At 74.7% G+C, this 13,083-nt stretch carries 12 protein-coding genes; 5 read left to right on the top strand and 7 right to left on the bottom strand.

What is annotated here, in order from left to right; all coding sequences use genetic code 11:
- Positions 1 to 91 precede the first annotated feature (91 nt).
- The 3 genes from dapF to miaA all read right to left on the bottom strand — a co-directional run bounded on the left by dapF (position 92) and on the right by miaA (position 2,690).
- Positions 92 to 967: a diaminopimelate epimerase gene (dapF, locus tag EES41_RS26855; protein ID WP_123080644.1), complete on the bottom strand. Its 876-nt coding sequence runs from the start codon at positions 965 to 967 to the stop codon at positions 92 to 94.
- Between the two features lie 104 nt (positions 968 to 1,071).
- Positions 1,072 to 1,641 carry a hypothetical protein gene (locus EES41_RS26850; protein ID WP_123080643.1) on the bottom strand — a complete coding sequence of 190 codons (570 nt, stop codon included), beginning with the start codon at positions 1,639 to 1,641 and terminating at the stop codon, positions 1,072 to 1,074.
- 110 nt (positions 1,642 to 1,751) lie between these two features.
- Positions 1,752 to 2,690, bottom strand: coding sequence for a tRNA (adenosine(37)-N6)-dimethylallyltransferase MiaA (gene miaA, locus EES41_RS26845; RefSeq protein WP_123080642.1), 939 nt, complete (start codon positions 2,688 to 2,690; stop codon positions 1,752 to 1,754).
- A gap of 208 nt (positions 2,691 to 2,898) precedes the next feature.
- Between miaA and EES41_RS26840 the strand changes: the two genes are divergently transcribed.
- Together EES41_RS26840 and EES41_RS26835 are read left to right on the top strand one after the other, a co-directional pair.
- Entirely contained in the window at positions 2,899 to 3,105 is a 207-nt protein-coding gene (locus EES41_RS26840; RefSeq protein WP_123080641.1) for a hypothetical protein, read from the top strand.
- Between the two features lie 23 nt (positions 3,106 to 3,128).
- Positions 3,129 to 3,374: an antitoxin gene (locus EES41_RS26835; RefSeq protein ID WP_123080640.1), complete on the top strand. Its 246-nt coding sequence runs from the start codon at positions 3,129 to 3,131 to the stop codon at positions 3,372 to 3,374.
- Positions 3,375 to 3,498: 124 nt separating this feature from the next.
- Here EES41_RS26835 and EES41_RS26830 read toward each other — a convergent pair whose 3' ends face one another.
- Complete coding sequence (locus EES41_RS26830; protein ID WP_123080639.1) at positions 3,499 to 4,206, bottom strand: class III extradiol dioxygenase subunit B-like domain-containing protein; 708 nt, start codon at positions 4,204 to 4,206, stop codon at positions 3,499 to 3,501.
- A gap of 324 nt (positions 4,207 to 4,530) precedes the next feature.
- Complete coding sequence (gene miaB, locus EES41_RS26825) at positions 4,531 to 6,051, bottom strand: tRNA (N6-isopentenyl adenosine(37)-C2)-methylthiotransferase MiaB (protein ID WP_123080638.1); 1,521 nt, start codon at positions 6,049 to 6,051, stop codon at positions 4,531 to 4,533.
- 82 nt (positions 6,052 to 6,133) lie between these two features.
- Here miaB and EES41_RS26820 point away from each other — a divergent pair, with 82 nt between their 5' ends.
- A complete protein-coding gene (locus EES41_RS26820; RefSeq protein ID WP_123080637.1) occupies positions 6,134 to 7,132 on the top strand; it encodes a TAXI family TRAP transporter solute-binding subunit in 999 nt (332 codons plus the stop codon).
- 43 nt (positions 7,133 to 7,175) lie between these two features.
- On the opposite strand, the gene EES41_RS26815 is transcribed toward EES41_RS26820, so the two are convergent.
- Positions 7,176 to 8,162 (bottom strand): ROK family protein, encoded by a 987-nt coding sequence (locus EES41_RS26815; RefSeq protein WP_254211574.1) that lies wholly within the window; start codon positions 8,160 to 8,162, stop codon positions 7,176 to 7,178.
- Between the two features lie 27 nt (positions 8,163 to 8,189).
- Positions 8,190 to 9,218, bottom strand: a complete 1,029-nt coding sequence (locus EES41_RS26810) for a LacI family DNA-binding transcriptional regulator (RefSeq protein ID WP_123080636.1) — start codon at positions 9,216 to 9,218, stop codon at positions 8,190 to 8,192.
- Positions 9,219 to 9,605: 387 nt separating this feature from the next.
- Between EES41_RS26810 and EES41_RS26805 the strand changes: the two genes are divergently transcribed.
- Together EES41_RS26805 and EES41_RS26800 are read left to right on the top strand one after the other, a co-directional pair.
- Positions 9,606 to 10,871: a glycosyl hydrolase gene (locus tag EES41_RS26805; RefSeq protein ID WP_123080635.1), complete on the top strand. Its 1,266-nt coding sequence runs from the start codon at positions 9,606 to 9,608 to the stop codon at positions 10,869 to 10,871.
- A 35-nt stretch (positions 10,872 to 10,906) separates the two neighbouring features.
- Positions 10,907 to 13,081: an endo-beta-N-acetylglucosaminidase gene (locus EES41_RS26800; RefSeq protein ID WP_254211573.1), complete on the top strand. Its 2,175-nt coding sequence runs from the start codon at positions 10,907 to 10,909 to the stop codon at positions 13,079 to 13,081.
- Positions 13,082 to 13,083 lie beyond the last annotated feature (2 nt).

Below are 13,083 nucleotides of genomic sequence, written 5' to 3'. Positions count from 1 at the left end.
TCAGGGCCGGTGCCTGATGCTACCGACCCCACCACGTGGCGCAGTCCACCTCTCGCTCAGCGTGAAACGGATCACCCATTAGAGGGAAGCTTCAGACGAATGCCGTTTCGGCGAGCCAGGTCGCGTCGAACTCGCCCGAGCCGACGATGACGGCGGGTCCGGTCATGTCGATCCGGCCGTCGGGGTGCTCCGTGATGACCAGGGTTCCGCCGGGCAGATCGACCGTGTAGGTGACCTGTTCGCCGGTCTCGGCGGGGTCCACGCCGTCGCGACGGATGGCGGCCACGGCGACGGCGCAGGCGCCGGTGCCGCAGGAGCGGGTCTCGCCGGAGCCGCGCTCGTGGACGCGCATGGCGACGTGCCGCGGGCCGCGGTCGGCGACGAACTCGACGTTGACACCTGCCGGGTAGGCGGAGGCCGGACTGAACGGGGGCGGGTCGTACAGGGTTCCGGCATCGTCCAGGCTGTCAACGAACGCCACCGCGTGCGGGTTCCCCATGTTGACGTTCCGCGCGGGCCAGGAGCGGTCGCCGACGGAGACGGTCACCTCGCCCTCGGGGAACTCGGCGCGGCCCATCGAGACCGTCACGTCGCCGCGCTTGTCGAGGTGGACGCGCTTGACGCCGCCCCGGGTGGCGATGGCGAGGTCGCCGGGCTCGACGTGCCCGGCGTACTGGAGGTAGCGGGCGAAGACGCGGACGCCGTTGCCGCACATCTCGGCGATGGAGCCGTCGCTGTTGCGGTAGTCCATGAACCATTCGGCCTCGCCGGCCATGGCCTTGGCCTCGGGGTGCGCGGCGGAGCGTACGACGTGCAGCACGCCGTCGCCGCCGATGCCGGCCCGCCGGTCGCACAGCTTCGCGACGGCGGTCGCGGGCAGCTCGATGGCGTTGTCCGGGTCCGGGACGATCACGAAGTCGTTCTCGGTGCCGTGGCCCTTGAGGAAGGAGAGGCTGGTCTGCGTCACGAGCCCATCGTACCGAGACGCGGCCGACGGGCCCCCGGTGGTCCGAGGGCCGGACGGGGTACGGGTGGGAGCCGGCGGCTACGGCCTGATCCGAAAGACAGGCCCTAGCGCAGCCGCGCCACGCGGTACACCGCGAGCGCTACGACGGCCAGCGCGGCCAGCGCGTACAGCGCGGCCATGCGCCAGTCGGGGCGGCGTCCCGATCCCCTGGGCGGCAGCCCGGGCCAGCTGTAGCCCACCCGGCGGGCGGCCATCATGCCCCAACCGCCCGCGCAGGAGCTGATGAGGAAGCCCAGCATGGCGACCACGGCGCCGCCGTCACCGAATTCGAAGGCGAGCGGGAACGCGAACATCAGCGAGCCGGCCAGGGCCAGCAGCACGATGGGGGCGATCTGCCAGATGCGCAGGCGGCGCTGCGGGCGCAGCTCCACCTCGAACTCGGGGCCGGACGCGGCCTCCACCTCGGCGGGGTCCGGCGCGTCCGGCCCGTCGGGGCTCAGCCGCGCGGGCTCGGCGGGCAGCCCGAGGGTGTCGGGCCCAGCCAGGGCCGCGACGGCCCCGTCGGGCTCGACGGGGCCGTCGGGCTCGACGGGGCCGTCGGACCCGTCGAGTCGCACCGGGTCGGCTTCCCGCCGGGTCTCGTCCTGCCCAGTGTTTCGAGGGCCGGCCTCCATAGCCACGCGCCCTCCCCACTCGGACTTCGTACGCCGTGTTCAGAAGTTTGATGATGGCACGCTCCCGGGGCGCCGACTGGCGCACGGGGCGTCCCGATGCCATCACGTGATCAGGCTGTAACCGCTCGTTCGACCAACGACTGCGCGAGCCCGGGGAGTTCCCCGCGGTCCGCGACGGCTCCGCTGAGCCAGTGCACGCGCGGGTCGCGGCGGAACCAGGAGTCCTGACGCCGGGCGAACCGCTTGGTGGCGCGGACGGTCTCGGCCTTGGCTTCCTCCTCGGTGCATTCACCCGCGAGGGCGGACAGCACCTGCTGGTAGCCGAGGGCGCGGGAGGCGGTGATTCCGTCACGCAGCCCCCGCGCCTCCAGGGCGCGGACCTCGTCGACCAGCCCGTCCTCCCACATCCGGTCGACGCGCCGCGCGATCCGCTCGTCGAGTTCGGGCCGGCCGACGTCGACGCCGATCTGGACGGTGTCGTAGACCGACTCGTGGCCGGGCAGGTTGGCGGTGAACGGCCGCCCTGTGATCTCGATGACCTCCAGGGCGCGGACGATCCGGCGGCCGTTGCTGGGCAGGATGGCCGCCCCGGCGGCGGGGTCGGCGGCGGCGAGCCGCGCGTGCAGGGCGCCGGGGCCGCGCAGGGTGACCTCTTCCTCCAGCCGGGCCCGGACCTCGGGATCGGTGCCGGGGAACTCCATGGCGTCGAGGGCGCCGCGGACGTACAGCCCGGATCCGCCGACGAGCACCGGCGTACGGCCCTCGGCGAGGAGCTTGTCGATCTCGACGCGGGCCAGCCGCTGGTACTCGGCGACGTTGGCGGTCTCGGTCACGTCCCAGACGTCGAGGAGGTGGTGCGGGACTCCGCCGCGCTCCTCGACCGTCAGCTTGGCGGTGCCGATGTCCATCCCCCGGTACAGCTGCATGGAGTCGGCGTTGACGACCTCGCCGTCGAAATGGCGGGCCAGGGCGACGCCCAGGTCGGACTTTCCGGCCGCGGTGGGACCGACGACGGCGATGACCCGCGGGGCGGGGGCTGCTTTCCTCACCGCCCCAGTCTCGCAAACCCCTCGCGCACCCCTGGCCAGATACCGCCGTGTACCCGATCGAGTTACGTGACGGGGCCCGGGCGGGGTCGTTGCCCTGGCGTGGTTCCGTCCGGGCGAGCGTCCGGCGCGGGCCCGGCGCGAGCACTGGCGCAAGCCGGTTCGAACCGGGCGGAACTTCACTCACACGAGCAGCGTTATAGGAGCAGACATGGGCGTTTTTGGCCGGTTTTTTGGCCGTAAGGACCAGGCTTCGACCGAGGAGGTCGCGGTCGAGGATCTGACGGCCACGTCCGAGGGGGCAGAGGCCGGGACGGCTGAGGAGGGGGCTCCGGCGGCGGAGGCCGTGGAGATTCCGAAGCAGCAGTCGGCGGAGGCCGCAGCGGACAGCGAGACCGGCGAGGGCGCCCGCACGTAGCCACCGCCACTGGAAGGTGACCCATGGGTCTGCTGGACAATCTGAAGGCCAAGCTCGCGCCGGCGAAGGACAAGGTCGGCGACCTCGCGCAGCAGCACGAGGGCAGGATCGGCCAGAATCTGGACAAGGTGGCCCAGGTCGTGGACTCCAAGACCAAGGGCAAGTACCACGGCCGGATCGAGACCGGTACGAGCAAGGCGAAGGACGCCCTGGGCAAGATCGCGCACAAGGACGGCCCCGGCGGGCAGACGCCGCCGACGGCTTCCTGACGCGGTCCCGGACGGGGCGCGGGGGCGGGACGCCCTCGCGCCCCTTCCGTGTGCCCGGAGGCGCTGTGACGGCCTTCAGGGGCGGCGTGCGGCGGCGGCGTTCAGCGGCCGCCCGGGCGAGGTTTCAGGACCAGGTGGCGACGAAGTAACCGACCCCGTACGGGGCCTCGTCGTACAGCAGCCGGCCGTCGAGGCCCGCGCCCTCGGCGGCGCCCGCGAGCACCTGCCAGGGGGCCCGTCCGGCGGCCTTGAGCTCCCGGGCGAGCCCGGGGTCGAGGGCCGCGAGGGCGGCGGTGTCGGCCGCGCCGAGGGCGCGGGCCGCCTCGGCGTCGAAGGCGGTGGCGCGCTCGTCGAGGTACCCGGGGGCCTTCACGGTGCGGCAGGCGCTGCCGTCGCCCATGACGAGGAGGGCGACGCGGTCGTCGCAGGCGGCGAGTTCCCGGCCGGCGCGCAGGCAGGCGTCGGCCTCCAGGGGCTCGGCGACACCGAGGCCCTCGACGGGGGCGGCGCCCCAGCGCGCGCGGGCGAGCAGCCAGGCGGCGACGGCGAGCGAGGTGGGCAGCAGGCGCGGGCCCTCCTCACCTTCGCCGAGCCGTACGTCGGCGGGCACCCCGAAGCCGCGGAAGGTGCCGCGGGCGCCCTGGGGGTAGGGGCCGGCGTGGTCCGCCCCGGCGGCGCCGACCACGACTAGGCGGTCGGGGCGGGAGGCGGCGAGGACGGCGAGCGCGTCGGAGCAGGCGGTACGGGCGTCCGCGAGCTCGGCGGCGGCCCCGGCGGCGACCTCCGGTACGAGCAGCGGCGGGGCGGGGCAGACGGCGGCGGCTACGAGCATGATCCGCAGCCTAGCCGTCGCCGGCCGGAACGGGAGGCGGAGGGCCTGCCGCCCGGTCTCGACACCGTGCCGCCGCGCGGGCCCGCGCGCTCGGCGTCGCCTTGCCCCGCGTTTGGCGCCGCCGTGTTTGGCGGTGGCTCGCCGCCGCCTTGTCCAGCACGTGCCGCCGCGTTTACCGCCGCGCAGGCCCGATCCCCGCCCCGCCCGTAAGCCGCCGTTTGCCGGGCGCTGCCCGGAGCCCGGTCCCGGGGCGCCGGGCGGGCCTGGGGCTCCGGGCCCCGGGCCCCGCGCCTCGAACGCCGGACGGGGCCGGGCAGGGCCGCGTCAGGAGGGGACGGCGCAGCCCGAGGTGGTCGGGGGCAGGGGGGCCGGGACGCCGAGGGTGGGAATGCCGAGCATGACGCCCGCCGGCTGCGGCGGGGCGGCGTTGCGCTTCTCCCACGCGTCGCCCGCGCGGGTACGGCGTACGGACTGCGTCGGGCCCTCGGCCAGCAGGTGGTGCGGGGCCGCGTAGGTGATGTCGACGGTGACCACGTCGCCCGGGCGGACCTCCTCGTCCGGCTTGGTGAAGTGCACGAGGCGGTTGTCGGGGGCACGCCCCGAGAGGCGGTCCGTGGCGCCGTCCTTGCGGCCCTCGCCCTCCGCGACCATGACCTCCAGGGTGCGGCCGACCTGCTTCTTGTTCTCCTCCCAGGAGATCTCCTCCTGGAGCGCGACCAGCCGCATGTAGCGGTCCTGGACGACCTCCTTCGGGATCTGCCCCTCCATGTCCGCGGCCGGGGTGCCGGGGCGCTTGGAGTACTGGAAGGTGAACGCGTTCGCGAAGCGCGCCTCGCGCACCGTGTGCATCGTCTGCTGGAAGTCCTCCTCCGTCTCACCGGGGAAGCCCACGATGATGTCGGTGGAGATCGCGGCGTGCGGAATGGCGGCGCGGACCTTCTCGATGATGCCGAGGAAGCGCTCCTGCCGGTACGAGCGGCGCATCGCGCGCAGGATGGGGTCCGATCCCGACTGCAGCGGCATGTGCAGCTGCGGCATCACGTTCGGGGTCTCGGCCATCGCCGCGATCACGTCGTCCGTGAAGTCGCGCGGGTGCGGGGAGGTGAAGCGGACCCGCTCCAGGCCCTCGATCTGGCCGCAGGCGCGCAGCAGCTTCGAGAAGGCCTCGCGGTCGCCCAGGTCGGAGCCGTACGCGTTCACGTTCTGGCCGAGCAGGGTGATCTCGGAGACGCCCTCGGCGACCAGGGCCTCCACCTCGGCGAGGATGTCGCCGGGACGGCGGTCCTCCTCCTTGCCGCGCAGCGCCGGGACGATGCAGAAGGTGCACGTGTTGTTGCAGCCGACGGAGATCGAGACCCAGGCGGCGTAGGCGGACTCGCGGCGGGTCGGGAGCGTGGAGGGGAAGGCCTCCAGCGACTCGGCGATCTCGACCTGCGCCTCCTCCTGGACGCGGGCGCGCTCCAGCAGGACCGGCAGCTTGCCGATGTTGTGCGTGCCGAAGACGACGTCGACCCAGGGGGCCCGCTTCACGATCGTGTCGCGGTCCTTCTGCGCGAGGCAGCCGCCGACGGCGATCTGCATGCCGGGGCGCTTGGTCTTCATCGGGGCGAGGCGGCCGAGGTTGCCGTACAGCTTGTTGTCGGCGTTCTCACGGACGGCGCAGGTGTTGAACACCACCACGTCGGCGTCGCCGTCGGAGCCCTCGGGCGCGCGCGTGTAGCCCGCGCCCTCCAGCAGACCGGACAGCCGCTCGGAGTCGTGCACGTTCATCTGGCACCCGTAGGTGCGCACCTCGTAAGTTCCCTTGACATCCACTGCCGTGCTCCGGTCGCTGCTGCTGGTCATGCGACAAGGGTAGGCGGTACCGGGAGCGGCGGGTCCCGGGCCCGTCGTGACAGGACGGCGGGGGGCTGGCAGGATCGCGGGCATGCACCTCCTCACGCCCCGGCGGATCAGCAGGCGCCGCGCCCTCCAGGGGCTGGGCGTCGTGCTGGCGCTGCTCGGGCTGCTGCTGTGGTGGCTGAAGCCCTTCGCGGAGCCGGAGCCGAGCGGCGATCTCACCTTCAGCACGGGGGTCCGTTCCGGCGTCTACCACCTCTACGGCGAGCTGCTCAAGCAGGCGCTCGCGACGGACATGCCCGGGGTGAAGGTCCGGCTGGAGACGAGCGAGGGCTCGCAGCAGAACCTGCAGCGGGTGTCCGCCGGGCAGGCTGACTTCACGGTGGCGACGGCGGACGCGGTCGCCAAGTACCGGGCCGACGGCAAGCCGGGCGCGGAGTCGCTGCGCGGCTGCGCGCGGCTCTACGACGACTACGTGCAGCTCGTGGTCCCGGCGGGATCGCCGGTGCAGTCGACGCGGGACCTCAAGGGCAAGCGGGTCGCGGTCGGCCAGAACGGCTCCGGGGTGCGCCTCATAGCGGACCGGCTGCTGGCGGCGGCGAAGGTGAACCCGGTGCGGGACATCACCCCGGTGTCCATAGGGATCGACACGATGCCCGCGGAGCTGGAGGCGGGCCGGATCGACGCGTTCTTCTGGTCCGGCGGGCTTCCGACGAACGCGGTGAAGGAGCTGTCGGAGCGGTTCGACATCCGGCTCGTACAGCTGGGCGACCTGGTGGAGCCCTTGCAGGCCGGGGGCAGCCCGGCCCGGTACTACCGGGCGGCGGTGATGCCGCAGGACGCGTACGCGCGGGCGCGCAACACGTCCCCGGTGTCCACGCTGGCCGTGCCGAACCTGCTGGTCACCACGGCCAGGACGGACGCGAAGCTGACGGAGCAGTTCACCCGCACGGTGATCGCGAGCCGGGACCGCATCGGGCACGAGGTGCACGCCGCGCAGCTGGTGGACCTGCGGACGGCGATCTACACGGACCCACTGGACCTGCACGAGGGCGCCGGGCGGTACTACCGCTCCGTCAAGCCGTAGGGACGGCCACGCCGAGAGGGACGGCCACGCCGAGAGCGGCGGCCTAGCCCGGCAGCAGGCTCAGGGCGGCCGCGGCCGCGCCGATCAGCCCCGCGTGGGTGCCGAGCAGGGCCGGTACGACTTGGACGTCGCGCACGAAGGACAGCGTGGCGTACGAGGCCAGGTGCGCCCGGATCGGACCGAACAGGATGTCCCCCGAGGCCGCGACCCCGCCCCCGATGACGGCGATGTCCGTTTCGACCAGGGTCGCGGTGGCCGCGATGGCGGCGGCCAGCGCGCGGCCCGCGCGGTCGAATGCGGCCAGCGCGACCGGGTCCCCGGCCGCGGCGGCCGCGGCGACGCCCGCCGCCGTGGGGTCCCCGTCGGGGGTCCAGCCCTGGGCGAGGGCCCAGCGGGCGATGGCGGTGCCCGAGGCGAGGGACTCGACGCAGCCGTGTCCGCCGCAGACGCACCGCTCCCCGTCGAAGGCGACGCTGATGTGCCCGATGTGGCCCGCGTTGCCGGTGGGGCCGGGGTGGAGCTGGTTGTTCAGGATCAGTCCGCCGCCGACGCCGGTGGAGACCACCATGCACAGGGCGTTCGCGTGGCCCCGGGCCGCGCCGAGCCAGTGTTCGGCCGCGGTCATCGCCACGCCGTCGCCGGCCAGGACCGTCGGGACCTCGACGCCGTGCCGGGCCAGTTCCGCCGTGACCCGCTCCTGCACCGGGAAGTCCCGCCAGGCGCCGATGTTGACGGGACTCACCGTGCCGCGCGAGGTGTCCACGGGCCCGGCGCTGCCGACCCCGCAGCGGAGAACCGAGGGCCACAGCGGCGAGCGCGCCAGCTCCGCGACGACCTCCGCGACGGCGGCGAAGACCCCGTCTCCGTCCGCGTCCCGGGGGGTGGGGCGGCGGGTGGTGGCGGTCATCGTGCCGTCGGGGTGCACCAGCGCGCCCGCGACCTTCGTACCGCCGATGTCGATCGCCGCCGTCAGGCCCGGGGCCGCGACGGGGCCGCGGGAGCCGGGGACGGCGGAGGTGGGAGTGGTCACGGTGGCGCTCCAGGGAGGGGTCGGGATTCAGTATGCGGCCGTCGGCGGCGCCGTACTCTCGCGGGGTTCCAGCCGGGGCCGCTCGGCCTCCCGGAGCCGGGGCGGGCCCCCGGCGAGGACGGCGAGCAGTTCCTCGGCGGCGAGCCGGCCGAACGCGGCGGTGTCCCGGACGAGGGCGGTGAGCCGGGGGTGGGTGACCCGGCAGAGCGCGGAGTCGTCCCAGGCCACGATGGAGAGCCGGTCCGGCACGGGGATGGCCAGTTCGGCGGCGACGGCGCTCCCGGCCACCGCCATCACGTCGTTGTCGTAGACCAGGGCGGTGGGCGGCGCGGGCTCGGCGAGGACCCGGCGGGTGGCCGCGGCGCCCTCCGCGTCGGAGTAGTCGGTGACGACCGAGCGCACCCGGTCGGGGCCGAGGCCGAGGCGCGCGGCCTCGGTGCGCAGCGAGTCCATCCGGCGGGCGGTGTGGGCGAGGCCGGGCAGGCCGGCGATGTGGGTGATCCGGCGGTGGCCCAGCGCGTGGAGGTGTTCGAGGATTCGGGTCATGGCCCGGGCGTCGTCGGCCCAGACCGAGGAGTGCGCGCCGCCGCCCGCCCCGCCGACCAGTACGGCGGGCAGCGCCAGTTGTTCGAGCAGCGCCGGGCGCGGGTCCCGCGTACGCGGGTCGACGACGAGGACCCCGTCCACGCGGCGTTCGGCCCACCAGCGCCGGTAGACCGCGCACTCGGCGTCGATGTCCTCCACCACCTGGAAGAGCAGGGCGATCCGGCCGGCCGCGAGCACCTCCTGTATGCCGGAGACGAGCTGGAGGAAGAAGGACTCGACGCCGAGGGTGTGCGCGGGCCGGGCGAGGACGAGGCCGACCGCGCCGGAGCGTTCCCCGGACAGGGCGCGGGCGGCGCTGTTGGGCTGCCAGCCGAGTTCCTCGGCGACCCGGCGGATCCGGGCGCGGGTGTCCGGGGAGACGCCCGGGCGGTCGTTGAGCGCGAAGGAGACGGCGCTCTGCGACACTCCGGCCTGCCGGGCGATGTCCTTGATGGTGGGTCTGCGGGCCATGCCTGCCTCATCCCTCGGTGACGCGGACTGCGATGGCGGGACCGTACGCGATCCCGCCATCGCGGACCGCCTCGACCGCCGTCGGGCAGCTCCCCGGAGGGGTGTTGAGGGGGCGGGGAGGCATCCCGCCCCGGCCGGCGCCGCGACGGGTCCGGGCGGCCGGGGCCAAATACCGCTGTCCCATTCCGAACATTTTCTCGCTCCGGAGAAACTAAACCGCATTAGCTCGCCCAGCTTGAGAGGGCCCGAGCCCTTCTGTCAACTGGACTGAAGCGCATAAGTTCCGTCGCTGGAGGCCCTGTTGACTTAACCCCTGGCACCCGGCAGGTTGTGCGTCACCCGGCGAATTCCCCAGAGTCCCAGAACTCCAGAACTCCAGGACGCCACATGCTCGACGAAGGCTCCCCTCATCCGCTCCGCTTCGGCGCCAACTACACGCCGACCCGCGGCTGGTTCCACCACTGGCTCGACTTCGACCTCGACGAGGTGCGGGCCGACCTCGACTCGGTCGCCGCGCTCGGCCTGGACCACGTCCGGGTCTTCCCGTTGTGGCCGCTGTTCCAGCCGAACCGCACGCTGATCCGGCCGCGCGCCGTCGAACAGCTCGTGGCGCTGGCCGACGCCGCCGCCGAACGCGGCCTCGACGTCGCCGTGGACGGGCTGCAGGGGCACCTGTCGAGCTTCGACTTCCTGCCCGCCTGGACCACGACCTGGCACCGCCGGAACATCTTCGGCGACCCGGAGGTGATCGCGGGCCAGGAGGAGTACCTGCGCACGCTCGCCGCCGCCCTCGCGGACCGGCCGAACTTCCTCGGCATGACGGTCGGCAACGAGGTCAACCAGTTCTCCGACGCCCCGCACCCCTCCCCGGACCGGATCACCCGCGCCCAGGCCGGCCGGTGGCTCGAACGGATGCTCGCCGCCTGCGAGAAGGGCGCCCCGGGGCGGTTCCACCTGCACGCCGCGTACGACGCCGCCTGGTACCGGGACGGCCACCCCTTCACCGTCGCCCAGGCGGCCCGGCTCGGCGCCGCGACCGCCGTGCACTCCTGGGTGTTCAACGGCACCGCCCAGCGCCACGGCCGCACCGGGACCGCGACCGAGCACCACGCCGCGTACCTGATCGAGCTCTCCAAGGCCTGGGCGCTCGACCCGCACCGCCCGGTGTGGCTCCAGGAGGTCGGGGCGCCCGCGCCGCTGATCCCGGCGGAACACGCCGCCGAGTTCACCCGGGCCACCCTGGCCGGCGCCCTGGACTGCCCGGACCTGTGGGGCGTGACCTGGTGGTGCTCGCACGACGTGTCGCGGGAGCTCGCGGACTTCCCCGAGCTGGAGTACGGGCTCGGCCTGCTCACCAACGACCGCGCGGTCAAGCCGGCCGGCGCGGCCGTCGCCCGCGTCGCCGGGCAGTGGCGCGGCCGGGAGCACCGCCCCGCCGTACGGTCCACCGCGCTCGCCGTCGACGTCGGCGGGGCGGACGCGGCGCCCCGGCGCTCGGTGTGCGCCCCGGGCGGGGCGTTCTTCGAGGCCTGGGCGGCGCTGACCGGCCGGGGGATCCGCCCGGCGGTGGTGCTGGCCGAACTCGCCGAGGACCCCGCGCACCTGTCGGCGCGCGGCATCACCGAGGTGCTGCGCGTGCCCGACGTCACCTGACCCCGCACTCCCGCCCCCCTCACCGAGGAGCCCGCATGTCCGAGACCGGCCACGGCGCCGACCCTCGCACCGCCCGCTCGATACGCCCGCCCCGCGCGACGGCTCCGGCTCCCGCCGCGGCCGTGACGCCGCCGACCCGGCGCGGGGTGCTCGCCGCCGGGGCCGGGGCGGGCGCCGCCGCGCTGCTCGGCGCGACCGGAGCCGGGGCGGCGGCGGCCCCGGCGGGCGCGGACCCGGCGGCCGCCGTGCCCACCCCGCCCGACCTGGCCCCGTACGCCTCCTACTGGTTCCCCGGCTCCCTCCCCGGCGGCGCTCCCGACCCGGGCATCGTGTGGCGCTCCCTTGTGGACTGGAGCCCGGAGTCCGACCCCGACCTCGCCCACAACACCGCGACCGTCCCCCTCGCGCCGCGCTTCACGCCCGTTCCGGCGCACCCCGGCGCCCGCGCCGGGCAGGCCAGGATCTCCTCGCTGGTCTCCTTCGCGCCGACCGCGCGGAACCCCTCCCAGGGTTCCCCGACCGCCGACTACTACGCGCTCACGCACTGGGCGTACCTCGACGAGCTGGTGTTCTGGGGCGGCTCCGCCGGCGAGGGCATCGTGCTCGCCCCGAACGCCCCCGTGGTGGACGCCGCGCACCGCAACGGGGTCCCGGTGCTCGGCAACGTCTTCCTGCCCCCCGTCGCGTACGGCGGGGACCTGCGCTGGACCCGGGACCTGGTCCAGCGGGACGCCCTGGGCCGGTTCCCGGTCGCCGAGAAACTCGTACAGGTCGCGCGGACGTACGGGTTCGACGGCTGGTTCGTCAACGCCGAGACGGACGGCGGGGACAGCGCTCTGGCCACCCGGATGCGGGAGTTCCTGCGCGCCCTGCGGACGGCCGGCGCCCCGCACGGGCTGCGCATCACCTGGTACGACGCCATGAACAGCACCGGCCGGGTCGGCTGGCAGGGCGCGCTGAACTCGCTGAACCAGGAGTTCTTCGAGGACCGGGCGGGCCGGGTCGCGGACAGCGTGTTCGTGGACTTCCGCTGGACGCCGCAGTCGCTGGCCGCCTCCGGCGCGCTCGCCGGGCGCCTCGGCCGGAGCCGGTACGAGCTGTGGGCGGCCGTGGACACCGAGTCCAACGGCTGGGACTCCGGGGTTCGTTGGGACGCCATCATTCCGCGCGACCGCGACCACGTCGTCGGCTACGGCTTCTACCGCCCCGAGTGGACCCGCAACCACCTCACCGACCGCTCCCCGGGCGCCTTCCACCGCGCCGACGACCGGTTCTGGACGGGCGAGTCCCTGGACCCGGCGCGCCCCGCGCCGGGGGCCCTCTGGCGGGCGCCCGCGACCGCCGTCGCCGACCGTTCGACCGTCACCGCGCTGCCGTTCGCCTGCGCGTTCAACACCGGGCACGGCGAGCGCTGGTACGAGGGCGGGGAGGTCACCTCCGAGGCCCCGTGGAACCACCTCGGGCTCCAGGACCGGCTGCCGGGCCGCCGCTGGGCGGTGGACACGGCCGGGGAACGCCCCGCCGTCACCCTGGACTTCGCGCGGGCCTGGCGCGGCGGCTCCAGCCTGCTGGTGGCGGGCCGGCTCACCGCCCCGGCCGTCGTCGGGCTGCACGGCACCCGGATCCCGCTGCCGGCGACCACCGTCTTGGAGCTGGTCCACGCGAGCGAGGCGGGCGCCGTGGGCGTGGAGGTCGGCGTCGCCACCCGCGAGCCGTCCGCCCCGGGCGGGCCGGTCCCGTACACCTGGCGGAAGGCGGAGACCGTCGGCGGCGCGGGCTGGCGGACCTCCCGGGTCCGGATCTCCTCCCCGCCGGGCACGACCGCGTACGGCCTGGCCGTACGGATCACCCCGGGCGGGAACGCACCGGTGTCGTGGCGGCTCGGAGCCCTGTCGTTGCACGACACGACCACGCGGCGGCGACCGGCCTCGCCGGGTGCCCTGACGGTGACCGCCTCGGCCCAGGCGGACGGCAGGGCCTCGCTGCGGCTGGCCTGGCAGCGCTCGCCCGGGCCCGTCCGCCACTACGAGGTGTCCCGCGTCCTGCCCGACGGCACCCGCCGCTTCCTCGGCGGCACCTGCGGCGCGGCGCTCCACCTGCCCGCCGTGGAACGCGCCGCCGGGGAGCGCGCGGCCGTCTTCGAGGTCCGCGCGGTGGACGAGCTGTACGCGCTGTCCGGCCCGTCCGCCACCACCCTCGCCTGGACCTGACG

It is taken from the genome of Streptomyces sp. ADI95-16 (assembly GCF_003721495.1).
Classification (GTDB): domain Bacteria; phylum Actinomycetota; class Actinomycetes; order Streptomycetales; family Streptomycetaceae; genus Streptomyces; species Streptomyces goshikiensis.
The sequence above is the reverse complement of the archived record's forward strand: the minus strand, read 5'-3'. Positions and strand labels throughout refer to the sequence as shown.